Origin of the sequence: Marinobacter xestospongiae (assembly GCF_023156385.1) — a bacterium.
Classification (GTDB): domain Bacteria; phylum Pseudomonadota; class Gammaproteobacteria; order Pseudomonadales; family Oleiphilaceae; genus Marinobacter; species Marinobacter xestospongiae.
This window is the reverse complement of sequence record NZ_JAKZAK010000001.1, coordinates 23,915-46,248: the sequence shown is the minus strand read 5'-3', so window position 1 is coordinate 46,248 and position 22,334 is coordinate 23,915. Positions and strand designations below refer to the sequence as shown.

The window sequence follows — 22,334 nt, the reverse complement described above, 5'->3', positions numbered from 1 at the left end:
GCAGAGAAAGAGTGCCCGTCGATTAGCCGGGCAAGCCGTCCGGCCGGGCGGTCACCAGCATGCGACCGTAGCCAACGAGGTAACAGGCGAAGGTCGCAGCCCACAACAGGAACGGCAGCGCCACGGCAGCCACCAGGTAGTATTTGGGCAGCCACAGCGGCACCAGGGTCCGCAGGGCCGCGGTGGCCGCCAGCGTCAGTAACGCAGGCCACAGCAGGCGAGGCAGGCGCAGTGGTCGCCCGGTGTGACGCAGGCCGGCGATGCAGAACACCGCCAGGATCGACGTGCCCAGCGTCCCCACCGACAGTGCGTGACGACCGGCGTAGGCGGGCCAGGCGTCGCTCAGCGCTGCCAGTCCCACCAAGACCAATCCCGCCACCAGCCACAGGTAGGCCAGCGTCAGCAGCAACAGGTACAGCCGCGCCATTGCCCGCCCCCAGGGCCATTCCGACAGACGGTCTGCCTGGGCCGCCGCTGCGGCCAGCGCCAGCCAGCCAGTCACCGGGTGTCCCGGCGCCCACAGGTCCGCCAGCACAAACAGCCCCAAAGCCACCGCCGCCAGGTGGGCCCGGGCCGGTGACAGTCGCCACGGGGATAGCAGTCCTGCATCCCGGCGCGCCGCCTGGGTAACCACCGGCAGAATACGGGACAGGGTCAACACCACCATCAACACCATCAGGTTGACCCCGGTATTGAGCAGGGTCGCCGGCGCGGGCAAGCCGGCGGCTGGCGCCAGCCAGGCACCGTAGAAAGCCGCCTGTACCATCACCATTGCGCCCAGCACCGCCGCCAGACTGAGGTGGCGTCGCCCCCTGGGCAACAACAGCGACGGCAGTACCCAGGCCAACAACGCCAACGAGAACATCAGGTTCAGCGCCACCACCACCAACACCGGCAGGCTGGCGCCAAACCAGAAGCTCACCCGGCCCAGCAGCCATAACCCCACCAGTGACGCCAGCCCGGCTCCGGTCAGTGGTCGCACACCGGCCCAGGACGGGATCGCCGTCAGCAGGAACCCGGCCAGCGCGGCGAAGGCAAACCCGAACAGCATCTCGTGTCCATGCCAGACCAGCGGCGATAACGACATCGGCAACACGAACTGCTGCAACAGAGCCCCGACCCAGGGCACCAGAGCCAGCGGCGCATACGCCGCCGCCAGCAGAAAGAACGGCCGAAAACCATAGGCCAACCACGCTCCCTGCCAGGGAGGGTTCGACGTCACCCTGCTCTCCTCCCGTCAGCAGCCGGCAGGTAAAAGCCATTGTCCGGCAGCTTGCCTCCGATAAATGCCGGTGACAGCGCCGACAAGGCCCCCAGAAACGATTCCAGTTGCGAACGGGCCTGCGCTGCCGGAACCATCGCCAGCCGGGTACGGGGAATGGCCCCGGCAAACACCGGCCGGGACAATGCGGATTGGGCAGCGCCCAGTTCCGCGGCGGCTTCGGGATTCTGGACAATCCAGTTCACCGCATCCACCACCGCCTGCTGCACTGCGGCCACCTGTTGCGGCTGCTGCTCCAGCAATTCCCGGCGACACACCACCCCGGCCTGTGGCAAGCCCGGCGACTCGTCGCCACCTCCGGCCCAGGCCTGCTGCAGATCCAGCTCCCGGGTCTCGGCGCCAAACTGGCGGGCCTGCAGCCGTGTCGCGGTGCGTGCCGGCTCTGGCAGTACCGCCGCATCCAGCCGCTGCGCCACGAACATCTGCACCGTCTCGAACGGACTGGCCTGGTAGCTGATGGTGAGATCCCGGCCAGGCTCCAGCCCCTGCCGCTGCAACAGGTAGCGGAACACCAGATCCGGCATGTCACCACGCCAGGGGATGCCGACGTGGCGACCGGCCAGGTCCTGCAGACGCGTCAGCGGCCCCTGTTGTGCCAGCCCCAGCACGCCCAGGGTGCCCCAGACACACACGTTCAGCAGCACCAGCGGCACACCCCGGTTGTAGAGGTTGGCCGCGACATTGGTGGGCATCGCGGTGAGGCTGACCTCCGCACGGGCCAGCCAGGTCCTGAGCTGGTCCGGGTCTCGCCAGGTCTTCAGTTCCGTGCCCCCGGTGGCGGCCTGGACCCGCTCATCCGCCAGGGCACGGCTGAGGATCAGTTGTGGCAGTCCCATGGGGGTGGCAGCCGTCAGCACCGGCGTTCGGGCGATGCTGCCAAGCGGCACCGCCGCAAGCACCGCGGAACTGGCCAGCAGTTGCAGGAATTGTCGACGGTGGCATGACATCATGCGGCCTCCCGATCCACCAGGGGTTGAAAACTGGCCTGCACCAGAGGCTGTCTCAACAGTCTGGCAGCGGCTTCATGGAGCCAGGCCGGCGTGCGCTCGTTAAACGGTGTGGTAACGGGCAGTTCGTACACCAGAGCTGCGGGAGAGCCAGCCAGCACCAGCACCCGATGGCCCAGCCGCAACGCCTCAATCAGGTCATGGGTCACCAGCATCATGGCCAGCGCCCGCTCCTGCACCAGCTGTTGCATCAGCTGCTGGGCATCGCTGCGAAGCCCCACATCCAGGGCGCTGAACGGCTCATCAAGCAGCAACAGCTCGGCCCCCACCGCCAGCGCGCGGGCCAACGCCACCCGCTGGCACATGCCACCGGACAGCTGATGGGGAAAGCAGTCCAGACTCTCCGCCAGACCCACCGCCGCCGCCAACTCACGAGCCCGGGCACGCCGATGCCGACGCCCGATACCGCGCGCCTTGAGGCCAAGGGCGATGTTGTCGGTCACCCGCCGCCATGGCAGTAGCCTTGGTTCCTGGAACACCACCGAGGTTTCCCGGAAGCCATTGGTTACCTCGCCGGACGTCGGCGCCAACAACCCGGCGGCCAGTCGCAGCAGCGTGGTCTTGCCCGCCCCGGACGGGCCCACCAGGCACACCGACTCCCCCGGCCCGATGGTGAGGCTGAGGTCGTTGAAGATCGCCTTGGGCCCCAGTGCCACCCCTACCCGGTCCAGCTCCAACATTGTGCGGTTCCCTTTCGTTGCTACCTCGTTGCTACCGTTTCGTTGGTTCAGTTCGCTCCAACGCCTCTGCTTCCCTGCCGCACCGGCACTAATGTCCCGTGCGCCAGGGCTCCATGCGCCGCTGCAACGGTCGCAGCACGCCGTGCTCCGCCACCAGCAGCAATACCACCACCAGCACCACCCAGGCCATGGCGGCAGCGGTATCCAGGTTCACCCGCGCCAGGGCCAGCCCGGCTCCGATGCCGGTATCGGTTGCCAACAGCTCCGCCATCACCGTGACCTTCCACGCCACTGCCAGCGCGGTGATCAGGGCCGGGAACACATAGGAGACGACGTGGGGCAGATACAGATCCCACAGCCGCTGGGCCAGCGGCAGGCGGTAGGCCGTCGCCAGTTCTGCCAGCCGGGCATCCAGCGTGCGAGCGCCCATCTGGGCGCCGGCAAAAGCGATCGGCAGGGTGGTGGCCGCCACGGTGTAGATGGAAGCCAGCGAGCCGCTGCCAAACCAGAGGATCGCCAGCACGATCCACGCAATGGGCGGAATTCCCAGCAGCACCGTGGCCACGGGCTCCAACACCCGCCCCAGGGTCCGGGACAGGCCCGCCAGCAGGCCCAACGCCATGCCTGCCAGGGCTGCCAGGGCAAACCCCGTGATCGCCCGCCAACTAGTGGCCCACATGGCAGCGAGCAGGGCCTGCTGTTCCGCCAGTCGCCCCATTGCCGTCAGGGTGTCCCGTGGACCCGGCAGCATGAAGCTGCCATAGCGGATACTGCCCCACTCCCACAACGTCACCAGCAGCAGGACACCGGTCAGACTGCCGATCCCACGCAGTAGCCGCCGAACCCACGCCGCCATCGCTTCTCCTTAGGGAGCCTCTGATTCAGAGGCTCTTTAGATCCTGGGGTCAAAACTACCCCAGTAATGGTGGGCTGCCATTGACAATAGTCAAACGCGAATCACTCTCAGTTAGATATGCTGCCGACCATTCCTGCCATGGAAATCCGCAGTCACCGTCTGGAGAACCGCTATGCCTTTGAACCCGCCCCGCAACACCTGCCTGCTGGCACTGGCCATTGCCGCTACCCTGCCCGCCACCGGTAGCGCTGAACCTGCCGCTCTGCAGGAGCTGGTGATCACCGCCAAAGGTCACGAAGCCGACACCCTCGATACCGCCCGCGCAGTCGAGCGCCTGGCGCCACAGCCACGGGATGCCGCCACCAACACCGGCGATCTGTTCCGGGGCCAGCCCGGGCTGGCGGTGCAGGGAGACGGTGGCGCCTGGGGCGGCAATCCGGTGCTGCGGGGCTTGCGGAAAGAAAGCGTGGTGATGATGGTGGACGGCAAACGTCTCAACTCGGCCCAGCCCAAGGGCGCCATCGCCTCGCTGGCGGCGTTGAGCCTGCTGGACTCGGTGGAAGTGGTCAAAGGCCCGGGATCGGTGCTCCACGGCACCGGAGCCCTTGGCGGCGCCATCAACCTACGCACCCCGGAACCGGCCTTCAGCGCCCGGCCCGAACTGTCGGGGCGGCTCAACGCCAGCACCGGCAGCGTTGACAACCACCTTGCCGGGGGCGCACTGGTGCGGGCCTCCAGTCAGGACCATGGCCTGGTTCTGGGCGCTGCGGGCAAGGACCTGGATGACTACGACACACCGGACGGAGACGTCGCCAACAGCGGCTACCGCTCCAACAGCTGGCTGGCCCGCTACGCCTATCGCCTCAGCGAGGATCAGACCCTCAGTGTCAACCTCCAGCATCACGCCGACCGCGACGTCTGGTACCCCGGTTCCCGCAAGGCCGGGCCCGGGGGCAACGGCAGCCTCACCATTCACTCCCCGCGCCAGGAGCGCACGCTGTTGGCCGTGGACTACGACGCTCACCTAGGGCCGGGCACCCTGTCCGCCAGCCTCTACCGCCAGGAGGTTGATCGCCAGATTCGAGCCTGGTGGGATCTCAAGGCCCGCAACCAGGTGCGAAACGACGTCACCTTCCGCACCGACGGCGGCCAACTGAACTACCTGCTGCCACTGGCAGACCATCACCTGGTTACCCTGGGCCTGGACAGCTGGGAGATGACTGCCGACCCAAAACGCTTCACCTTCAAACCGCCCATGTCTGACAGCCCGGTCGCGAACTCGCCGTTCCGCGATGGCCGAATCCGCAGCCACGGGATCTTCCTCCAGGACGACATCGACCTCGGCCGCTGGCAGCTGCAACTGGGCGCCCGCTACGACCGGGTCAACGGCGACGCCCGGGTAATGGGCAACGGCCCCGGCGCCCGCAACGAGGGCCTGGACAACAGCACCAACACCCTGTCCTGGTCCACCGGCGCGCTCTACCATGTCAGCGCCCTGATCAACCCGTATGTTCATCTGGGCACCGCCTATCGGGCTCCGGACATGCGGGAGCGGTTCGAGGACGCCAGCCGCGGCGATGGCTACTTCCACAAAGGCAACCCGCAACTGGACCCGGAAAAGTCCACCACGCTGGAACTGGGCCTCAAGGGTCGCACCCCGACCGCCCGCTACCAGGTCGCGGCGTTCTACACCCGCATCGATGACTACATCGCCGGCCGGGTCACCGGGGCTCACCATCCCCAGAACAACCTGCCCCTGAAACAGACCGAGAACCTGAACGAGGTGACCATCTACGGCGCCGAGGCGGGCTTCAGCCTGGCGTTGTCCGCCCTGAACGAAAGCGCCGGCGAGCTGGCCATCGATGGTTCCGCCACCTGGTTGAGAGGCACCAACGAGCAGGACGACGAGCCGCTGTACCAGATGCCGGCGCCGGAACTCACCGTTGGGATCGGTGACTGGCAGGGCCCGGGCCTGCGCTGGCACACCCAGGTACGCGCCGTTGCCGAACAGGATCGGACCGCAGACCGGTTCTCCAACCACACCGAACTCGCCACCCCCGGCTACGCCACCCTGGACCTTCGCCTGGGCTGGGCGTTCGCAAATCCGGGACCGTTCACCAATCTGGAGCTGACCCTGGCAGCCAACAACCTGCTCGACAAGCGCTACCGGGAACACCTCACCGAAGGCAACATCCTCGCCCCGGGCCGGGGATTCGTGCTCAGCCTGGGAACCAGTTTCGGGCACTGATACGCCAGATACAACGCTGCACAGAGGTAGGGGGATTCATGCCATCCTGATGGCAATCTCACCGCACAACTGTATACTTATACAGCTTTTGCGCACCATGCCCTACGGCATGATTCCCTGACCACCGGAGAGAGTTTTGTGATGCCCCAGAACTACGTCGTTGTCACCGCTCACCGTAGCGAGTTTCCCCAGCCCATCCACTTCACCAAAGGGGCGGCGCTGACCATCGGCGAGCAGTACCAGGGACCGGAAGACTGGGATAACTGGTACTTCTGCACCGTTGAGGGCCTCCCCGGAGGCTGGGTTCCCGCCCAGGTCATCCATTGGGACAGGGATGGCTTCGGGACGGCTCTGGAAGACTATACCGCCAGGGAGCTCGACGTTGATCCTGGCGATACACTGTCTGGCAATCGAATCCTGAACGGCTGGGCCTGGTGCCACAGCAGTGATGGCAAAGCTGCAGGCTGGGTACCTCTGGAGAATCTTCGGGAGGCTCCTTAAGCATTGCGATTTGCTCACGGGTGTGGGCAAATGGGGTACAGATTGCCCGTAAGATGACGGTTTACACGACAAGGAGCGTTTGTGACCACCAGAGTTTCACCAGGCCTGGTTTTGGCCCTGTTGATCGCACCACTGACGGCGACCGCTTGCAGCAGACAGAGGCGGCGGTGAAGCAGGACATCCGCCAGGATGCTTGCCCTGAAAGCCAGTTACGAGGCCTTCGAGCTGGAAGAACAGCGTTGGGCGGCAGGCCTGGATAACTGGATAGAACGCGGGCCCAACGATGGCCGGGCGTATCTGGAACGTTCCGGGACCTATTATCACCTGCATCGCTACGAACGCAGCAGCGCCGACGCCAAGCGGGCGATGGAACTCGGCACCCCCGGTGCAGAACGGGCCTACCGCCAGACACAGGCGCTGTTATGACGCTCGCCACGCGCTCGTGTGCCGGCTGGCCAGCCAATCCAGCTTGAGCTGGCGCACCATGCCGGTGACCATCGCCAGTTCCTGCTCAATCAGCGGCATGTGTTCGAGGTCGTAGGCGGACACACCGATGTCGATGGTATCCAGCAGATTACCGAAATAGGACAACAGGAACACCACCCGGTTGCCACGGAATTCACAGCTCAGGCCGGAGCCCTGGGCCCGGGCCCGGAACAGGTCATCAAGTTCAATGATCCGCTCCGCCATGGCGGGGGTCAGCAGCTGGCGGGCGTATTCCGGGTCGTCAGCGGTGACGTCGTAACGCTGCCCAAACTCCGGATGCGCCAGGGTGACCCGCTCGCGGCCACCGGAACCGGCAAGCAAATTGCCCACCCGGCCGAAATCCGGCTGCACCACGGTGACGGCGGGAAACTCGAACGGCATGGTCATCACCAGGATCGCGCCCCGGTGCACGTTGGTGCTGTTCCGGTTGGCGCGCCGCTCCAGCTTGAGTTCACAGAATTCGAACCCGACCTCCTCCACCGAACCCCGGATGTAGTCTTCACTGCTTTTGGAGGAGTAGACCGGCAGAATCTCGAACGACTTGAGCGCGTCGAGGTCGACACAGCCGTCTTCGCTGTAGTGGTAGTCACCGAAAGCCTGCACCAGCACCGGCATCAGTTTCTGCTTGTAGTGCCGCACGTACTGGATCTCCGGATAGAACACCCAGATCACGGCAGCGATCAGCACCAACAGGGTGTACATCGTCAGATCGCCGTCCTCCAGCATGACGATGTCCAGCGCCAGGGCCGGCAGGTACAGCAGCCACCCCAGACGCAGGAACCAGGTCTTGCGCCAGCTCTTTTGACCCAGCTTGTGCAACCGGAAGTCTTCCAGCGGTGCCAGCAGCGGCACCACCTGGGTTTCCAGCAGCTGCCTGAACTCTTCGGACAACGGCCGCTGCGCCCCCTGCCCGGCGCTGCTGGTCGACGGTCTGGCCAACTGCTGCACGGCTTCCTTGGCCTGAAAAAAGGTATTGAGGAACTGTCTCATGATGTCTCGGTACCTGTGTCCCTGAACACAATAGTGCGCGCGCGATATACTACCACCATGACCACACCCCTGACTCTTGAGCTCCGCAGCTACAGCGACGAAGTCACCCGTCATCACCACGATCACCACCAACTGGTGTTGCCGGTGGCGGGAGAGCTGTCGCTGACCATTGCCCACACCGGCGGCGCGGTGTCCCGGGAGCAGGCGGCGGTGATTCCGGCCGGGCATGACCATGGTTTTGCCGCCGGCGACGACAACCAGTTTCTGGTGGCGGACATTCCCGATGCGCTGGCGCCGGCGATGGATCGCCTGCCACTGTTCTTTCCGCTCGACCCTGCGCTGCGTCACTACCTGGCCTTCCTGCACCACCAGGTCCGTTCCGCTGCCGGCAGTGCTGCCAGTCAGCGTCAGATGCTGCTGCTGTTGCTGCAACTGATGCAGGAGCGACAGCAGCCGGTGCTGGCGGTCGACCATCGCATCGCGGCGGCGCAGGCCTACCTCGACGATCACTTCCAACAGCCGCTGGTGCTGTCGCAGCTGGCCGCCGTGGCCCACCTCAGCGTGCGCCAGTTAACCGAGCTGTTCCGCCGCCAGCTCGGGCTGTCGCCCCAGCAGTACCTGGTTGAAAAGCGGATGCAGCAGGCCTGGCAGCTGCTGGAAACCACCAGTCAGCCCATCCAGGCGGTGGCAGAACAGGTCGGCTATCGCAGTCAGGCGGCCTTCAGCGATCGCTTCCGGCGCCACTTTGGCCAGTCCCCCAGCCATTTCCGCCGACGCACGAAATAACTCCGCCCAAACGACAAAGACGCGTCGCCAGTGCCGGCCTAGACTAAGGAGTCTCTGATTACCGGACCTGACACCATGCCTGTTCGCACCACCGCCACCCTGATCGGCGCCATTTCTGTCCTGCTCTGGGGCACCCTGGCGTTGCTGACCAAGTTGACCGACGGGGAGATTCCGGAATTCCAGTTGATGGCGATCACCTTTGCCATTGCGTTCCTGCTGATGTGCGGTCGCTGGTGGTCCCGGGGCGAATCCGGGACCGCCTACCTGCGCCAGTCGCCGCTGGCCTGGCTGATTGGCGTGGGCGGCCTGTTCGGTTACCACTTCTGCTATTTCAAGGCGATGACCCTGGCACCGGCGGTGGAGGTCAGCCTGCTGGCGTACCTGTGGCCGTTGCTGATCGTGCTGTTCTCGGCGCTATTGCCCGGTGAGCACCTGCGCGGCCAGCATCTGGTGGGCACGGTGCTCGCCCTGATCGGGTGCTGGCTGCTGGTTGGCCGCAACGCTCAGGGCTTCGCCTGGGACAGCTTGCCGGGCTATCTGGTGGCGCTGGCCTGTGCACTGATCTGGTCCAGCTACTCGGTACTGAGCCGGCTGGTGCGCTCGGTGCCCACCGACGCCGTGGGCTGGTTCTGTCTGGTCACCGCGCTGCTGGCCCTGGGGTGCCACCTGATGTGGGAGGAGACCGTGTGGCCACAGCAGACCAGCCAGTGGATCGGGGTCCTTGGCCTCGGGCTGGGGCCGGTCGGCATCGCGTTCTTTACCTGGGATTACGGCGTCAAGCACGGCAACCTGCCGCTGCTGGGCACCCTGGCCTACAGCGCGCCGCTGATATCCGTGGTGCTGTTGGTGCTGGCCGGACAGGCAAGCTCCAGTACCGCACTGTGGCTGGCCAGCCTTATCATCGTCGGCGGCTCACTGATCGCCGGCTGGCCCCGTCGCCGCCAATCCCCAACCACAGAGGAAGCCACAACATGAGCGAATCGATATCGTCCACCAACGACCTGAGCTGGGACGAATTCCAGCGCGTGGAGCTGCGCGCCGGCACGGTGATCGAGGTGGAGGATTTTCCCGAGGCGCGACGGCCGGCCTATCGGCTGAAGATCGATTTCGGCGCCGAGATCGGGGTACGCAAATCCAGCGCCCAGATCACCGACCTGTACCAGAAGTCCGACCTGCTGGGCCGTCAGGTGCTGGCCGTGGTGAACTTTCCGCCCAAGCAGATCGGGCCGATGCGTTCGGAATGCCTGGTGACCGGCGTGCGCCGGCAGGACGGCGCCGTGGTTCTGGCCTCGGTGGACCAGGCCGTCCCCAACGGCAACCGTCTGGAGTGAACCGGGGACGAAGATCCCCGATCAGCGATCCAGCAGTTCGATCCAGTGACTGACTGGCACCTCGGCCTTGCTGCCCAGGTGCATCTGACAACCGACGTTGGCAGTGGCAATCACCGCCGGCTGGTCGATGGTCAGGGCCTTGAGCTTGTTATCCAGCAACTTCTGGCTGAGCTCGGGCTGGGTGATGGAGTAGGTCCCGGCGGAGCCACAGCACAGGTGCTTGTCAGTGGTTTCCGCCAGATCAATACCGACCCTGCGCAGGACCTGTTCCACGGTGCCGCTCTGCTTCATCGCATGCTGCAGGGTGCAGGGGCAGTGGAAGGCAACCTTGCCGGGGGTCTGACGCACCGTCAGGGGTTCCAGATCCTGTTGCAGCAGATAGGCGCCCAGATCGATGGTCAGCTCGCTGATCTTGCGGGCCTTGTTGGCGTAGACCGGGTCATCCTTCAACAGGTGGCCATAGTCCTGCACCATGGCACCACACCCCGACGCGGTCATGATGAGCGCCTCCGCCCCCGCCTCGATGGCCGGCCACCAGGCATCGATGTTGCGGCGCATGGCGTCCAGGCCAGCGTCATGATTGGACAGGTGATAGTTCACCGCTCCGCAACAGCCCGCCTCGGGCGCTTCCACCATGGTAATGCCGAGACGGTCCAGCACCCGCGCCGCCGAGGCATTGGTACCGGGCGTGGCTGACGGCTGGACACAGCCGGCCAGCGCCAGCACCACCCGAGAGTGACTGGCCGCCGGCCACGGCTTGGGCGCCTGTCGCGGTGGCACCTTGGCTCGCAGTGCGCCCGGCAACAGCGGCCGGAACCACTGCCCCATCCGCAGCAACACGCCGAACAGCCGGCGGTTGGGCAATACCCGCGCCAGGGCCTGGCGTAACAGGCGATCACGGGTCGGGCGCTCCAGCCTCTCTTCCAGCAAACCGCGGCTGATGTCCACCAGACGACCGTACTCCACACCGGAGGGACAGGTGGTCTCACAGCTGCGACAGGTCAGGCAGCGATCCAGATGCTGCTGGGTCTTCTCGGTCACCTCGCCACCCTCGAGGAACTGCTTCATCAGGTAGATTCGACCCCGAGGACCGTCGCGTTCGTCGTTCAGTTCCTGATAGGTGGGACAGGTTGCGGTGCAGAAACCACAGTGGACACAGGCCCGCAGAATGGATTCCGCCTCCTGGCCCTCAGCGGTGTTGGCAAATTCGGCAACAAGGTTCGTTTGCATGGTCGCTCATCTACTGTTGTCAGTCGCTACTGATCGTTATTTTTTGGAGTCGGTTATTCGGGAGCACCGTCACAGCCAGCTATAAAGCCGGCCCGGATTGAACAGTCCGTGCGGATCAAAGGCCTGCTTCATCCGAGTCTGCAGGCCCGCGAGAGCCTGTGGCTGATGGTGCATGACCTCACCGCTGCGGTCGCCACCACGGAACAAGCTGACCTGCCCGCCGGCTTCCCGCGCCAGTTGTTCCAGCTGCGGCTGTTCGGCGTCACCACGGTACCAGCGCTGGGCCCCGGCCCAGTCCAGCAGCCAGGCACCCGGCAGCGGTGCCAGGGCGGCATTGGCGCGTACCGAGAATCGCCACAGCGGTGCCTCACCCTTGAAATAGTCCAGTTGCTGGTCCTGCAGCGAACGCCAGAACCCATCGGCCTGCTCCAGCACCTCACCGCCCCACTTCGCCGCCGTTGCTTCCACCGCGGATTGCGCCCCGGCCAGCCGCAGGTACATCCGGCCTCCCTGCCAGCAGGCAGCGGTCAGTGGCTTGGGCTCGGCGGCCCGGGCGTTCATCTGCTGTATCGCTTGCTGGGCCGACATCTCTCGCACCAGGGTCAGGCTCGCCGCTGGCCGCGGCATGACTTTCAGCGAGATCTCGGTCATCACCCCCAGTGTGCCCAGGGCACCGGCCTGGAGCCGGGAGACATCATAGCCGGCCACGTTCTTCATCACCTGGCCACCAAAGCGCAGGTGCTCGCCGTTGCCGTTGATCAGCCGGATACCCAGCACCTGATCCCGCACCGAGCCGCTCCAGGGCCGTGCCGGACCGGACAGGTTGGCCGCCAGCGTGCCGCCGAGGGTGTCGCTGTCACCGAAATGCGGCGGCTCGAAATGCAGCGCCTGGCCATGCTCGGCCAACGCCGCCTCAATCTCCCGCAGCGGGGTACCGGCACGGGCGGTCAGCACCAGTTCCACCGGGTTGTAATCGACGATGCCACGATGCTCGCCGACGTTCAGATCCTGGGTCTCGGCATCGGCCTGGCGGCCCAGAAATGCCTTGCTGTTGCCCCCGACAATGCGCAGTGGCTGGCCGGCGGCCTTTGCCGCCAGCACCTGCTCCAGGAGTTGTTCGCTGCGATCAGTCATGGTCGGCCTCCACGGCGTGCTGTTGGCATTTGTGCTCCAGGGATCGGTATTCCTGGCAGAACCTCAGGGTCGGGACGCCCTTGCCCGGGTTGAGGATGCCGGGGGGGTCAAAGGCCGCCTTGACCGCGTGGAACTGGGCCAGCTCAAGGTCGTTGAACTGGATTGCCATCTGGCGGATTTTCTCGACCCCAACGCCGTGCTCGCCGGTGATGCAGCCACCCACTTCCACGCACAGCTGCAGGATGCGACTGCCGAAGGCTTCGGTGCGCTCAAATTCGCCGGGAACATTGGCATCGAACAGGATCAACGGGTGCAGATTACCATCGCCGGCGTGAAACACGTTGGCCACCCGCAGGTCGTATTCCTGGGACAGCCGCTCCATCTCGGTGAGTACAAACGCCAGCTGACTGCGGGGAATGGTGCCGTCCATACAATAGTAGTCGGGCGAGATCCGGCCCACCGCCGGGAACGCCGATTTGCGGCCTTTCCACAACAGCGCCCGCTCCTGCTCGCTGCGGGAGGTGCGCACCGACGTGGCGCCAAGCTCCCGGAACAGGGTTTCCGCCTGCTCGATGTGTTCTTCCACTTCCTCTTCGGTGCCGTCCACCTCACACAGCAGCAGCGCCTTGGCCTCCCGCGGGTAGCCAGCACCGGCGAAATCGTCGGCGGCAATGATGGCGTGGCTGTCCATCATCTCCAGACCACCGGGAATGATGCCGTGAGCAATGATGCCCCCGACCGCGTCGCCGGCCTTCTGCACGCTGTCGAAGCCCGCCAGCACCACCCGCGCCCTTTCCGGCACGGGCAGCAACCGCACCTGTACTTCGGTGACAATCCCCAGCAGACCTTCCGAACCGGTGGCCAGGGCCAGCAGATCCATGCCACAGACATCGAGACCATCGCTGCCCAGAGTCACCCGCTCTCCCTCGACGGTGATCAGCTCCACACTCAGAACGTTGTGCACGGTCAGCCCATACTTCAGGCAATGCACACCGCCAGAATTCTCGGCAACGTTGCCGCCAATAGTGCAGGCAATCTGCGACGACGGGTCCGGGCCGTAATAGAGCCCGTACTGGGCCGCCGCCTCACTGATGGCCTGGTTGCGGACCCCGGGCTGCAGGCGCGCGGTGCGGGCCAGCGGATCGATCTCCAGAATGCGGTTGAACTTCGCCAGCGACAGCACCACTCCGTCGGCATGGGGCATCGCCCCGGCACTGAGTCCGGTGCCCGCGCCCCGGGCCACCACCGGCACCTGGTAGCGGTGGCATACCTGCATCACCTGCTGTACCTGGGCCACGGTTTCCGGCAACACCACCAGCAAGGGCATCTCGCAGTACATGGACATGCCATCGCATTCGTAGGGTTTCATGGTTTCGTTGTCGGTGATGACGTAGTCCGGGTCGATAAAAGCCCGGAGCTCGGCGGCCAGTTGCGCCTGACTCACCCTGGGTTGGTCGCTCATGTTGACGGTCTCATCCTGTCGTCCGGTGTGGCCCGGAGAGCCCCACCGATTGTTGTTGTCGCGGTTGTTCGGTTACTGCGTCCAGAGTCATAACTGCACCGCTTGGCGGTGCTGCAGGAAATGATCGATTCCGGCCTGGGCACAGTCGATATCCTGTTGCGGAGTGCCGGAGCTGAGGCCAATCGCCCCCACCACCTCGCCCTCCACCAGCACCGGCAGACCGCCACCGACCACACTCAACCGGCCAGACAACGCGGTGTGAATACCAAACACCAGGTTGCCGGGCACACAGGCCTGGTTGTACTCGTGGGTCGCCTTACGGGCCGCCGCGGCGGTGAAAGCCTTGTCCTGGGCCACGGTGATGCTGGTGACCTTGCCGCCATCCATCCGCTCGAAGGCCAGCAGGTTGCCGGACTCGTCGGTGACGGCGATGCACATCGGCACGCCAATCGCCCGGGCCCGGGCCGCCGCCCCGGCAACCAGCAGCCGGGCGTCCGCCTGATCCAATCGAGTCACAGTCAGCATTGGTCTCTCCTGTCAGTCTGGAAGGTGCCAGGCAGCCAATCAAGGCGACCGGCACCCAGGTGTTCAGGAAATGATCGTGCCCGCAGGTGGGCCAAGTCCAGCACCAGAGCAACTGGTCAGACCAGTTTTTTGCCGTCCGGAGCTTGCCGGAATCTCCCGGGCTCCGCCATAGTGGGCCTCTTGCTGGATACCAGCTCACTGCCCCGTCATCAACTACAGGGGCAATGACTGGTCCAACCACTTGCCCAACCACTGGACTACAACGGCAGCACCAAAGACCGACAGGAACGATGAGCGAACGACAGATCACCACGGCCCAGGACATCAGCGATCGGCTGGAGCGGCTGATCATGGACGGCAGTCTGTTGCCGGAGGAAAAGATTCCCTCCGAGCGTCAGCTGGCCGCCCGTTACAGCGTGTCCCGGGCCATCGTCCGGGAGGCCCTGCATGAGCTGCAGGGACGAGGTCTGATCGAAACCCGGCATGGCCGCGGCTCCTTCGTTGCCCCCATGCTGCCGGAGCCCCACACCGACAGTCCCCTGCTGAAGCTGTTTGCCGGCCATCCCCGCACCCTCTATGACCTGCTGGAGGTGCGTGAGCAACTGGAAGGCCAGGCCGCCTACCTGGCCGCCGAGCGGGCCAGCCAGCGCGACCGCTACCTGATCACCAAGGCCTTCGAGGATATGACCGCCGCCGATCCGCTCACCAATGCCCGCCGCGACCACGCGTTTCACCTGGCCATTGTCGAAGCCTCCCACAACCCGGTGCTGGTGCACCTGTTGAGCAGCGTCAAACAGTTGATGCTGATGACGGTTCAGGCCTCGGTGGCCAACCTCAATCCGCGGGAAAACTTCCGCCAGCGGATTCATCGTCAGCACCAGCGCATCCTTCGCACCATCCTTGCCGGTCAGCCCCGGGCGGCCCGCAACGCCGCCATGGCCCACGTTCGTTACGTCAGTGACTCCATGCACACCCTGGAGGCGATGGATCAGGGCATCATCTGGGTTGACCCCAACCAGCGGCCAGACACCAACGGCGACTGAACACCCGCCAATCCCTTCCGCTTCTGACCTGTCCCGAAATGCCGACAGTGCGGCCCGTTGCGCAAATGGCCACCAGCAGCCGCGCTGATAACCTTCTGGGTTTAGAGGAAACATTCGGAGCGTGTGCATGAAACAGAGCCATCAGGTCGTCAACGGCCCAGTCCGTCTGAATGTGGTCACCTACGGCGACGCCCGCAAGGTGCCTATCGTTCTGGTTCACGGTTACCCGGACAACCACACGGTATGGGACGCCGTCGCCCAGCGACTGGCGCAGAAGTACTTCGTGATCGCCTACGATGTCCGCGGCGCCGGCGAGTCCACCGCGCCCACCGAGGTGGCAGCGTACCGAATGCCGTTGCTGGCGGCGGACCTGAAGGCGGTGGTGGACAGCCTCATTCCGGAACGGCCGTTTCACCTGGCCGGGCATGACTGGGGATCGATCCAGACCTGGGAATCGGTCACCAGCGGCGAACTGACCGCTCGCATCCGCTCTTACACCACCATCTCCGGTCCCTGCCTGGATCATGTCGGTTACTGGCTGCGGGAACAGACCCTGAACGGCTCGGCCAGCGCCAAGCTGAAACTGGCCAGCCAACTGTTGAGTTCCTGGTACGTGGCCTTCTTCCAGTTGCCGGTGTTGGCTCCAGCGGCCTGGCAGAACGGCCTCGACAAGCTCTGGCCCAGCTACCTCGAGCGTCGCGAGCAGGTGGCCGAGGCGGTGCCCAATCCCAGCCAGCGCAAGGATGGCCGCTACGGCGTTCAGCTCTACCGCGCCAACTTCCGCTCCAAACTGCTGCGTCCGCAACAGCGACCGGCCTGCTGCCCGGTTCAGCTGATTGTCCCCAGCCGCGACAACTACGTTGGCCCGCAACTGTTTGAACGATTGCATCAATGGGTACCGGAACTCTATCGCCGGGACATCAACGCCGGCCATTGGGTGCCCCTGAGCCACCCGGAGCAGATTGCCAGCTGGATCGGCGAGTTCGTGACCGGGGTGGAGAACGGTCGCATGAGTACGGCCCTGGAGCAGGCCCGGGTGCAACCGGAACAGGACCACCTGCCGCTGGCCCGCAAGGTCACCGTCATCACCGGTGCTGGCTCCGGCTTCGGTCGGGCCAGCGCCCTCAGGTTTGCTGCCGCCGGTGCCAGCGTGGTGTGTGTGGACATTGATGAAGCCGCCGCCGAGGAGACGGCCAACCTGGTACGGACCCTGGGTGCCCAGGCCTGGGCCAGCAAGGTGGACGTGGGCTCAGCGACCGCCATGCAACGACTGGCCAAATGGGTCGGGCGCGAACTGGGGGGTGCCGACATCGTCATCAACAACGCCGGCATCGGTATGGCGGGCGGTGTTCTGGAAACCTCCACGGCGGACTGGGACCGCATTCTCAAGGTCAACCTGTGGGGCGTGATTCACGGCTCCCGCCTGTTTGGCCAACAGATGGTGGATAACCAGCGTGGCGGTCACATCGTCAACGTGGCCTCGGCCGCGGCCTTTGCCCCCAACCGCAAGCTGGCCGGCTATTCCACCAGCAAGGCGGCGGTGTACATGCTGAGCGAATGCCTGCGAGCCGAGCTGGACGAGCACGACATTGGCGTCAGCACCGTGTGTCCCGGATTTGTCGCCACCGGCATTGCCCAGAACACCGTCTATGCCGGGCTCAGCGAAGAAGAGGAACAGCATAAGCGGAACAAGGCCGAAGCGCTCTACCAGCGCGGCAGTGTGGTCACTGCGGACGACGTCGCCGACCGTATCCTGCAGACCGTGCTGACCAACCCGGCGTTGACCCTAGTGGGTCCGGAAGCCCGGGCCACCCGACTGCTGAGTCGCTTTGCCCCGGGGGTTTCCCGTCTGGTGGCCAAGCTCGATATCACCCCGTAATGCGAGTTAAGGAGTCCGCCATGAACGCCGCTATGACCAACCATCCTCTGAAAGCCCGCAAGGTTCAGTTCAATTTCGACCAGACGCCACTGTACTGGCTGCCGGACGATCCCTTCTCAACCCACCTGATCAATGGCATTCACCTGCTGTTGCCGGAGGGCGAGCTGTGGTTCTGCCGGGTCTACAACAAGGCCCTGCCGCTGGTGACCGATGACGCCCTGCGTGAGGACGTGGTGGGGTTTATCCGTCAGGAAGCGGTGCATTCGCGGGCCCACAGCGAAGCTCAGGGCTACCTGCAGCGCCACGGCCTGGATTCGGACGCCTACCTGGAGCGGGTCAACTGGCTGTTCAAGAACCTGCTGGGTGAGCAGCCGCTGGGAGTCGCGGCACTGCAACAACCGGGTCTGGAGAAACCCTGGCTGATCCTGCGGGTGGGGATCATTGCCGCCATCGAGCACTTCACCGGCGTGCTCGGCCAATGGGCCATGGACAACACCAGCTGGGAAGCTGACGGCGACCCGACGATGGTGGATCTGTTCAAGTGGCATCTGGCGGAGGAAGTGGAACACCGGACCGTGGCGTTTGACCTGTTCCAGCACCTGTGCGAGACCGAACTCGGCTTCTATGTCAGCCGACAGGCGCTGATGGCCCTGGTGTTTCCGCTGATCGTCTACTTCATTGCCGAAGGAGGACGCACGCTGTTCCGGCAGGACGACTCCCCCCGTCTGCGTCGGCTTGGCAAGAGTCTGCTGCCCCGGGTGCTGCTGGAATTGGAGCGGGTGGGTCGAAAGAACGGCAACGTGCCGACCTTTTCCTTCCTGGTCCGGGCGACGCTGCGCTGGCTTTCGCCCGGTTTCCATCCCATCACCGAAGGCGACACCCGCCAGGCGCTGGCCTACCTGGCCCGTTCTCCCGCCGCGCAGGCCGCTGCCAGCACGCACTAAGCGACGACCGGCCAGGGAAGGCCAGCGTCAACGCGACTTGTCGGATTCGCAGGGGTAACAACACAACGGGCAGGATGAAGCGGCCAACCGCCGGCAGGCCATCAGCATCGAGGCAGACTGGCCGGGGCTGGAATCAGCTGGTTTCGCTGGGCGAGACCATGTCCAGAAACTGCACCGCTTCGCCAAATGACAGGAAAGTCTTCAACACTTCCTGACCATTGATCTCTACGTCGTAGGCAACGCCCTCATTACTGAAGGACACTTCACCAGCGCCGAGCTTGCGTGCAACCACTCGAAGCAGGCCACGCTCAACCAGGACCGACTGTGACGCCATTGTTGTTATTTCCTCGATGATCGAGCTCATGGATAGGGTCATGGTCCCGAGTGTACGACCTTGAACCCCATCTGCCAATGCCTCCGATCGGGATCGTGAATCCCATCAAGACTGCAACATTTTTTACATTTGTCGACAATCAGGCGCGCAATTCTATGGTAAGCCGCCGCCAACAAAACGGTTGATTTCCAGCCCCAAGGTCCGTAAAAAAGGCCCCTTTTGCGGAGCCAGTCCAGCTGGGACGACTCCGCCGGACGGCGACGTTTCATCGAATTGCGAAATTCGTGTACTGTCCCAATTGCAACTATTCTTTAAGGGATTCGGGACTTCCGTGCCCGGGTCCGGATACAGACACAGCCGCATAGCGACAGTTTCAGGAGTCTTTCATGGCGGAACAAGCGCCCCTGGTCTGCAAGGATATCCACAAGACCTTCAACGATCTGGAGGTCCTCAAAGGCATTTCTCTGGAGACCAAAAAGGGCGACGTTGTCTCCCTGATCGGCAGCTCCGGCTCCGGTAAAAGTACCTTCCTGCGTTGCATCAACCTGCTGGAGACTCCCACCTCCGGCGACATAATCGTGCACGGTGAACCAATCCGGTTCGGCACCAACCGCAAGGGCGAACGCATTCCCGCCGACAACCGACAGGTGGAGCTGATCCGCGCCAAGCTGTCGATGGTGTTCCAGAGCTTCAACCTGTGGACCCACATGACGGTGCTGGAAAACATCATCGAAGCGCCGATTCACGTCCTCGGCATTCCCAAGGCCGAGGCCATTGAACGCGCTGAGGCCTACCTGCAGAAAGTGGGTATCTACGAGCGCAAGGACTACTACCCGGCACAGATGTCCGGCGGCCAGCAGCAACGCGCCGCGATTGCCCGGGCGCTGGCGATGGAACCGGAAGTGATGCTGTTCGACGAACCCACCTCGGCCCTTGACCCGGAACTGGTGGGCGAGGTTCTCAAGGTGATGCAGAGCCTGGCGGAAGAAGGTCGCACCATGATTGTGGTCACCCACGAGATGGCGTTCGCCCGCGATGTGTCGTCCCAGGTACTGTTTTTGCATCAGGGCGTGATCGAGGAACAGGGCACCCCGGAAAAGGTCTTTGACCACCCGGAGTCGGAACGCATGAAGCAGTTCCTGGCACCCAAGTTCTGAGCTGACCGGCACCACTGGCCAGCGTCTCCTGACAGGCGACGGGATGCGCCGTCGGTGCTATCTTGAGTTCAGGTTTCACTATGCGTCGGGTTCACCCCCTGCCGCATAAGGCGTGAAACAGAGCACACAAACACAGACCATCGTCGACAATAAAGCCATATAAGGCAACGACTTGGAGAAGTAAAAATGAAGAAACTGATTGTTGCAGCAAGCTGTGCCCTCGCCCTGTTCGCCGGCCAGACCCAGGCCCGGGACTGGAACGACATCCGCATCGCCTTTGATGTTCCCTACGAGCCGTTTGAGTACAAGACCCCTGACGGCGAACTGACCGGTTTCGAAGTGGAGCTGGCCGAAGCCATGTGCGCCGAGCTGGAAGCCAACTGCGAGTTCGTTATCCAGGCCTGGGACGGCATGATCCCCGGGCTGCTGGCTCGCAAGTTCGACGCCATCATGTCGTCCATGTCGATCACTCCGGAGCGCGCCGAGCGGGTGCTGTTCTCCGAGCCGTACTACAACACCCCGGGTGGCTGGTTCGCCCGTAACGACTTCAACACCGACGTCACCGACATGGCGGCGATGGAAGGCAAAGTGGTTGGCGTCCAGCGTGGCACCACCATGGACACCCACGTCACCAACGAGATGAGCGGCATCGTGACCGTCAAGCGCTACACCACCGCCGAGGACATGGTTCTCGACCTGGAAGGCCAGCGCCTGGACGTGGTCTTCGTCGACTATCCGGTGGGCGAACAGACCATCATGAACCGGGACGGTTTCAAGGAAGTGGGAGAGCCGGTCAAGCTGGGTGAAGGGGTTGCCGTGGCCATGCGCAAGCGTGACAGCGACCTGGCCGAGAAGGTCAACGCCGCCCTGCGCACCCTGAAGGAAAACGGCACCTACGACACCATCATGAACAAGTACTTCAGCTACGACATCAAGATGTAAACCGCCTGCTGGCGTAAACCCAGAGGGGCGGCCGGACTGGCTGGCCGTCCCTGATTTCCGGACATCCGCATGCTCGACCTCAAAGGCTACGGCCCCTCACTGCTTGAAGGCGCCATCGTCACCGTAGAACTGGCCTTCCTGTCACTGGCCCTGGCCATTGTCCTGGGGCTGCTTGGCGCTTCCTCCAAGCTGTCCAGCAACCGCGTCCTGATCGGCGCCGCTACTACCTACACCACACTGATCCGCGGCGTTCCGGATCTGGTGATGATGCTGCTGTTCTTTTACGGCGGCCAGGTGCTGGTCAACAACATCTCCGACTACGTCTGGGAAGCCTACGGTATCGACTTTTTCTTCCAGTTCGATCCGTTCATTTCCGGCGTACTTACCATCGGCCTGATCTTCGGTGCCTACATGACTGAGACCTTCCGCGGCGCTTTCCTGGCGGTGCCGGTGGGGCAGATCGAAGCCGCCAAAGCCTATGGCTTCAGCCGTTGGCACACTTTCCGCCGGGTGATGATTCCGCAGATGCTACGCCATGCCCTCCCCGGTATCGGCAACAACTGGCAGGTCCTGCTGAAGACCACGGCCCTGGTCTCGATCATCGGCCTCACCGACATGGTGCGAGTGGCGGAAGAAGCCGCCAAGGCCGAACGCTCTCCGTTCCTGTTCTTCATTCCCGTAGCGTTCGTTTACCTGGCGCTGACGGCGGGATCGGAACTGTTCATCAAGTGGCTCGACAAGCGTGCCAACGCCGGCGTTGTACAGGGAGACTGAGCCATGCCCGATTTCATTGCCCAATGGCTGAACCAGAACGAAGTTTTTACCGCGATCACCGTCGCCCATTACTGGGACGGCCTGGTCACCACCGTACAACTGGTGTTCCTGTCCCTGCTGCTGGGGCTGATGGTCGCCCTGCCGCTGGCCATCATGCGCACCAGCAAGTCGCCGTTCATCTCCGGTCCGGTCTGGCTGTACACCTACCTGTTCCGCGGCACCCCGCTGCTGATCCAGCTGTACATCATCTACTACGGCATTGCCCAGATTGAGGGCATCCAGGACACGTTCTGGTGGACCATCTTCCGCGAGCCGTTCTACCCGGCTCTGTTGGCCTTCACCCTCAACACAGCCGCCTACACCACAGAGATTATCCGTGGCGCCATCGTCGCCACGCCGGTCGGCGAGATTGAGGCCGCCAAGGCCTATGGCATGAGCTGGGCCCTGAGGATGCGCCGCATCGTGCTGCCCAGCGCCGCCCGCCGCGCGGTGCAGGCCTACTCCAATGAAGTGATCTTCATGCTGCACGCCAGTGCCATCGCCAGTGTGGTTACCATCGTCGACCTGACCGGGGCGGCGCGAAACATCTATTCCCGCTTCTACGCGCCATTCGACGCCTTCATCGGCGTGGCCGTGCTCTACATGTTGCTGACGTTTATACTGGTGTATGTGTTCCGCCGTCTGGAACGCCGGCTGCTGCGTCACCAGAGGCCTGTCGGGGGCTGACGGTAGGCGCACCGTCC

Annotated in this window: 23 protein-coding genes; 13 read left to right on the top strand and 10 right to left on the bottom strand. The window is 64.1% G+C overall.

Annotated elements, in window-relative coordinates:
- Nucleotides 1-22: 22 nt before the first annotated feature.
- The 4 genes from MLD24_RS00195 to MLD24_RS00180 form a co-directional block, all read right to left on the bottom strand.
- Complete coding sequence (locus MLD24_RS00195) at nucleotides 23-1,222, bottom strand: NnrS family protein (protein WP_248163126.1); 1,200 nt, start codon at nucleotides 1,220-1,222, stop codon at nucleotides 23-25.
- Nucleotides 1,219-2,232, bottom strand: coding sequence for an ABC transporter substrate-binding protein (locus MLD24_RS00190; protein ID WP_248163125.1), 1,014 nt, complete (start codon nucleotides 2,230-2,232; stop codon nucleotides 1,219-1,221). The genes MLD24_RS00195 and MLD24_RS00190 overlap by 4 nt, the downstream gene beginning before the upstream one ends.
- Nucleotides 2,229-2,969: an ABC transporter ATP-binding protein gene (locus MLD24_RS00185; RefSeq protein ID WP_248163124.1), complete on the bottom strand. Its 741-nt coding sequence runs from the start codon at nucleotides 2,967-2,969 to the stop codon at nucleotides 2,229-2,231. Before MLD24_RS00185 ends, MLD24_RS00190 begins: the two co-directional genes overlap by 4 nt.
- A gap of 88 nt (nucleotides 2,970-3,057) precedes the next feature.
- Nucleotides 3,058-3,825 carry an ABC transporter permease gene (locus MLD24_RS00180; RefSeq protein ID WP_248163123.1) on the bottom strand — a complete coding sequence of 256 codons (768 nt, stop codon included), beginning with the start codon at nucleotides 3,823-3,825 and terminating at the stop codon, nucleotides 3,058-3,060.
- Between the two features lie 172 nt (nucleotides 3,826-3,997).
- On the opposite strand from MLD24_RS00180, the gene MLD24_RS00175 reads away from it, so the two are divergent.
- From MLD24_RS00175 to MLD24_RS00165, 3 genes are all read left to right on the top strand, one after another.
- A complete protein-coding gene (locus MLD24_RS00175; protein WP_248163122.1) occupies nucleotides 3,998-6,073 on the top strand; it encodes a TonB-dependent receptor in 2,076 nt (691 codons plus the stop codon).
- Between the two features lie 141 nt (nucleotides 6,074-6,214).
- Nucleotides 6,215-6,574, top strand: coding sequence for a hypothetical protein (locus tag MLD24_RS00170; RefSeq protein ID WP_248163121.1), 360 nt, complete (start codon nucleotides 6,215-6,217; stop codon nucleotides 6,572-6,574).
- Between the two features lie 189 nt (nucleotides 6,575-6,763).
- Nucleotides 6,764-7,000 (top strand): hypothetical protein, encoded by a 237-nt coding sequence (locus MLD24_RS00165; RefSeq protein ID WP_248163120.1) that lies wholly within the window; start codon nucleotides 6,764-6,766, stop codon nucleotides 6,998-7,000.
- Here the strand turns inward: MLD24_RS00165 and MLD24_RS00160 are convergent.
- Nucleotides 6,995-8,050, bottom strand: a complete 1,056-nt coding sequence (locus MLD24_RS00160) for a DUF3137 domain-containing protein (protein ID WP_248163119.1) — start codon at nucleotides 8,048-8,050, stop codon at nucleotides 6,995-6,997. The genes MLD24_RS00165 and MLD24_RS00160 overlap by 6 nt on opposite strands.
- A gap of 57 nt (nucleotides 8,051-8,107) precedes the next feature.
- On the opposite strand from MLD24_RS00160, the gene MLD24_RS00155 reads away from it, so the two are divergent.
- The 3 genes from MLD24_RS00155 (at nucleotide 8,108) to MLD24_RS00145 (ending at nucleotide 10,167) form a co-directional block, all read left to right on the top strand.
- Complete coding sequence (locus MLD24_RS00155; RefSeq protein ID WP_227174038.1) at nucleotides 8,108-8,836, top strand: AraC family transcriptional regulator; 729 nt, start codon at nucleotides 8,108-8,110, stop codon at nucleotides 8,834-8,836.
- A 75-nt stretch (nucleotides 8,837-8,911) separates the two neighbouring features.
- Nucleotides 8,912-9,811: an aromatic amino acid exporter YddG gene (gene yddG, locus MLD24_RS00150; protein WP_248163118.1), complete on the top strand. Its 900-nt coding sequence runs from the start codon at nucleotides 8,912-8,914 to the stop codon at nucleotides 9,809-9,811.
- A complete protein-coding gene (locus MLD24_RS00145) occupies nucleotides 9,808-10,167 on the top strand; it encodes a tRNA-binding protein (RefSeq protein ID WP_248163117.1) in 360 nt (119 codons plus the stop codon). The genes yddG and MLD24_RS00145 overlap by 4 nt, the downstream gene beginning before the upstream one ends.
- A gap of 21 nt (nucleotides 10,168-10,188) precedes the next feature.
- Here the strand turns inward: MLD24_RS00145 and glcF are convergent, their stop codons facing one another.
- From glcF to MLD24_RS00125, 4 genes are all read right to left on the bottom strand, one after another.
- Nucleotides 10,189-11,397: a glycolate oxidase subunit GlcF gene (gene glcF / locus MLD24_RS00140; RefSeq protein ID WP_227174033.1), complete on the bottom strand. Its 1,209-nt coding sequence runs from the start codon at nucleotides 11,395-11,397 to the stop codon at nucleotides 10,189-10,191.
- 69 nt (nucleotides 11,398-11,466) lie between these two features.
- Complete coding sequence (gene glcE / locus MLD24_RS00135) at nucleotides 11,467-12,531, bottom strand: glycolate oxidase subunit GlcE (RefSeq protein WP_227174032.1); 1,065 nt, start codon at nucleotides 12,529-12,531, stop codon at nucleotides 11,467-11,469.
- Nucleotides 12,524-13,993 carry an FAD-linked oxidase C-terminal domain-containing protein gene (locus MLD24_RS00130; protein ID WP_227174031.1) on the bottom strand — a complete coding sequence of 490 codons (1,470 nt, stop codon included), beginning with the start codon at nucleotides 13,991-13,993 and terminating at the stop codon, nucleotides 12,524-12,526. Before MLD24_RS00130 ends, glcE begins: the two co-directional genes overlap by 8 nt.
- An 87-nt stretch (nucleotides 13,994-14,080) precedes the next feature.
- Complete coding sequence (locus tag MLD24_RS00125; protein ID WP_248163116.1) at nucleotides 14,081-14,518, bottom strand: GlcG/HbpS family heme-binding protein; 438 nt, start codon at nucleotides 14,516-14,518, stop codon at nucleotides 14,081-14,083.
- 290 nt (nucleotides 14,519-14,808) lie between these two features.
- Here MLD24_RS00125 and MLD24_RS00120 point away from each other — a divergent pair, with 290 nt between their 5' ends.
- From MLD24_RS00120 to MLD24_RS00110, 3 genes are all read left to right on the top strand, one after another.
- Nucleotides 14,809-15,561, top strand: a complete 753-nt coding sequence (locus MLD24_RS00120) for an FCD domain-containing protein (RefSeq protein WP_227174029.1) — start codon at nucleotides 14,809-14,811, stop codon at nucleotides 15,559-15,561.
- A gap of 127 nt (nucleotides 15,562-15,688) precedes the next feature.
- Nucleotides 15,689-17,440, top strand: a complete 1,752-nt coding sequence (locus MLD24_RS00115; protein ID WP_248163115.1) for an SDR family oxidoreductase — start codon at nucleotides 15,689-15,691, stop codon at nucleotides 17,438-17,440.
- A gap of 20 nt (nucleotides 17,441-17,460) precedes the next feature.
- Nucleotides 17,461-18,384, top strand: a complete 924-nt coding sequence (locus MLD24_RS00110) for a metal-dependent hydrolase (protein WP_248163114.1) — start codon at nucleotides 17,461-17,463, stop codon at nucleotides 18,382-18,384.
- Nucleotides 18,385-18,517: 133 nt separating this feature from the next.
- Here MLD24_RS00110 and MLD24_RS00105 read toward each other — a convergent pair whose 3' ends face one another.
- Nucleotides 18,518-18,718, bottom strand: coding sequence for a hypothetical protein (locus tag MLD24_RS00105; protein WP_248163113.1), 201 nt, complete (start codon nucleotides 18,716-18,718; stop codon nucleotides 18,518-18,520).
- A 386-nt stretch (nucleotides 18,719-19,104) separates the two neighbouring features.
- Here MLD24_RS00105 and MLD24_RS00100 point away from each other — a divergent pair, with 386 nt between their 5' ends.
- The 4 genes from MLD24_RS00100 (at nucleotide 19,105) to MLD24_RS00085 (ending at nucleotide 22,317) form a co-directional block, all read left to right on the top strand.
- Nucleotides 19,105-19,875, top strand: coding sequence for an ABC transporter ATP-binding protein (locus MLD24_RS00100; protein ID WP_227174025.1), 771 nt, complete (start codon nucleotides 19,105-19,107; stop codon nucleotides 19,873-19,875).
- A gap of 186 nt (nucleotides 19,876-20,061) precedes the next feature.
- Nucleotides 20,062-20,817 carry a transporter substrate-binding domain-containing protein gene (locus MLD24_RS00095; RefSeq protein WP_227174024.1) on the top strand — a complete coding sequence of 252 codons (756 nt, stop codon included), beginning with the start codon at nucleotides 20,062-20,064 and terminating at the stop codon, nucleotides 20,815-20,817.
- Nucleotides 20,818-20,886: 69 nt separating this feature from the next.
- Nucleotides 20,887-21,591, top strand: a complete 705-nt coding sequence (locus MLD24_RS00090) for an ABC transporter permease (RefSeq protein ID WP_227174023.1) — start codon at nucleotides 20,887-20,889, stop codon at nucleotides 21,589-21,591.
- Between the two features lie 3 nt (nucleotides 21,592-21,594).
- Nucleotides 21,595-22,317, top strand: coding sequence for an ABC transporter permease (locus MLD24_RS00085; protein WP_227174022.1), 723 nt, complete (start codon nucleotides 21,595-21,597; stop codon nucleotides 22,315-22,317).
- Nucleotides 22,318-22,334: the final 17 nt, after the last annotated feature.

Bases quoted from the DNA above. Each gene is read 5' to 3' on its own strand.
- MLD24_RS00190 (WP_248163125.1), bottom strand. From the start codon at position 2,232: ATGATGTCATGCCACCGTCGACAATTCCTGCAACTGCTGGCCAGTTCC.
- MLD24_RS00185 (WP_248163124.1), bottom strand. From the start codon at position 2,969: ATGTTGGAGCTGGACCGGGTAGGGGTGGCACTGGGGCCCAAGGCGATC.
- MLD24_RS00180 (WP_248163123.1), bottom strand. From the start codon at position 3,825: ATGGCGGCGTGGGTTCGGCGGCTACTGCGTGGGATCGGCAGTCTGACC.
- MLD24_RS00175 (WP_248163122.1), top strand. From the start codon at position 3,998: ATGCCTTTGAACCCGCCCCGCAACACCTGCCTGCTGGCACTGGCCATT.
- MLD24_RS00170 (WP_248163121.1), top strand. From the start codon at position 6,215: ATGCCCCAGAACTACGTCGTTGTCACCGCTCACCGTAGCGAGTTTCCC.
- MLD24_RS00165 (WP_248163120.1), top strand. From the start codon at position 6,764: ATGCTTGCCCTGAAAGCCAGTTACGAGGCCTTCGAGCTGGAAGAACAG.
- MLD24_RS00160 (WP_248163119.1), bottom strand. From the start codon at position 8,050: ATGAGACAGTTCCTCAATACCTTTTTTCAGGCCAAGGAAGCCGTGCAG.
- MLD24_RS00155 (WP_227174038.1), top strand. From the start codon at position 8,108: ATGACCACACCCCTGACTCTTGAGCTCCGCAGCTACAGCGACGAAGTC.
- yddG (WP_248163118.1), top strand. From the start codon at position 8,912: ATGCCTGTTCGCACCACCGCCACCCTGATCGGCGCCATTTCTGTCCTG.
- MLD24_RS00145 (WP_248163117.1), top strand. From the start codon at position 9,808: ATGAGCGAATCGATATCGTCCACCAACGACCTGAGCTGGGACGAATTC.
- glcF (WP_227174033.1), bottom strand. From the start codon at position 11,397: ATGCAAACGAACCTTGTTGCCGAATTTGCCAACACCGCTGAGGGCCAG.
- glcE (WP_227174032.1), bottom strand. From the start codon at position 12,531: ATGACTGATCGCAGCGAACAACTCCTGGAGCAGGTGCTGGCGGCAAAG.
- MLD24_RS00130 (WP_227174031.1), bottom strand. From the start codon at position 13,993: ATGAGCGACCAACCCAGGGTGAGTCAGGCGCAACTGGCCGCCGAGCTC.
- MLD24_RS00125 (WP_248163116.1), bottom strand. From the start codon at position 14,518: ATGCTGACTGTGACTCGATTGGATCAGGCGGACGCCCGGCTGCTGGTT.
- MLD24_RS00120 (WP_227174029.1), top strand. From the start codon at position 14,809: ATGAGCGAACGACAGATCACCACGGCCCAGGACATCAGCGATCGGCTG.
- MLD24_RS00115 (WP_248163115.1), top strand. From the start codon at position 15,689: ATGAAACAGAGCCATCAGGTCGTCAACGGCCCAGTCCGTCTGAATGTG.
- MLD24_RS00110 (WP_248163114.1), top strand. From the start codon at position 17,461: ATGAACGCCGCTATGACCAACCATCCTCTGAAAGCCCGCAAGGTTCAG.
- MLD24_RS00105 (WP_248163113.1), bottom strand. From the start codon at position 18,718: ATGGCGTCACAGTCGGTCCTGGTTGAGCGTGGCCTGCTTCGAGTGGTT.
- MLD24_RS00100 (WP_227174025.1), top strand. From the start codon at position 19,105: ATGGCGGAACAAGCGCCCCTGGTCTGCAAGGATATCCACAAGACCTTC.
- MLD24_RS00095 (WP_227174024.1), top strand. From the start codon at position 20,062: ATGAAGAAACTGATTGTTGCAGCAAGCTGTGCCCTCGCCCTGTTCGCC.
- MLD24_RS00090 (WP_227174023.1), top strand. From the start codon at position 20,887: ATGCTCGACCTCAAAGGCTACGGCCCCTCACTGCTTGAAGGCGCCATC.
- MLD24_RS00085 (WP_227174022.1), top strand. From the start codon at position 21,595: ATGCCCGATTTCATTGCCCAATGGCTGAACCAGAACGAAGTTTTTACC.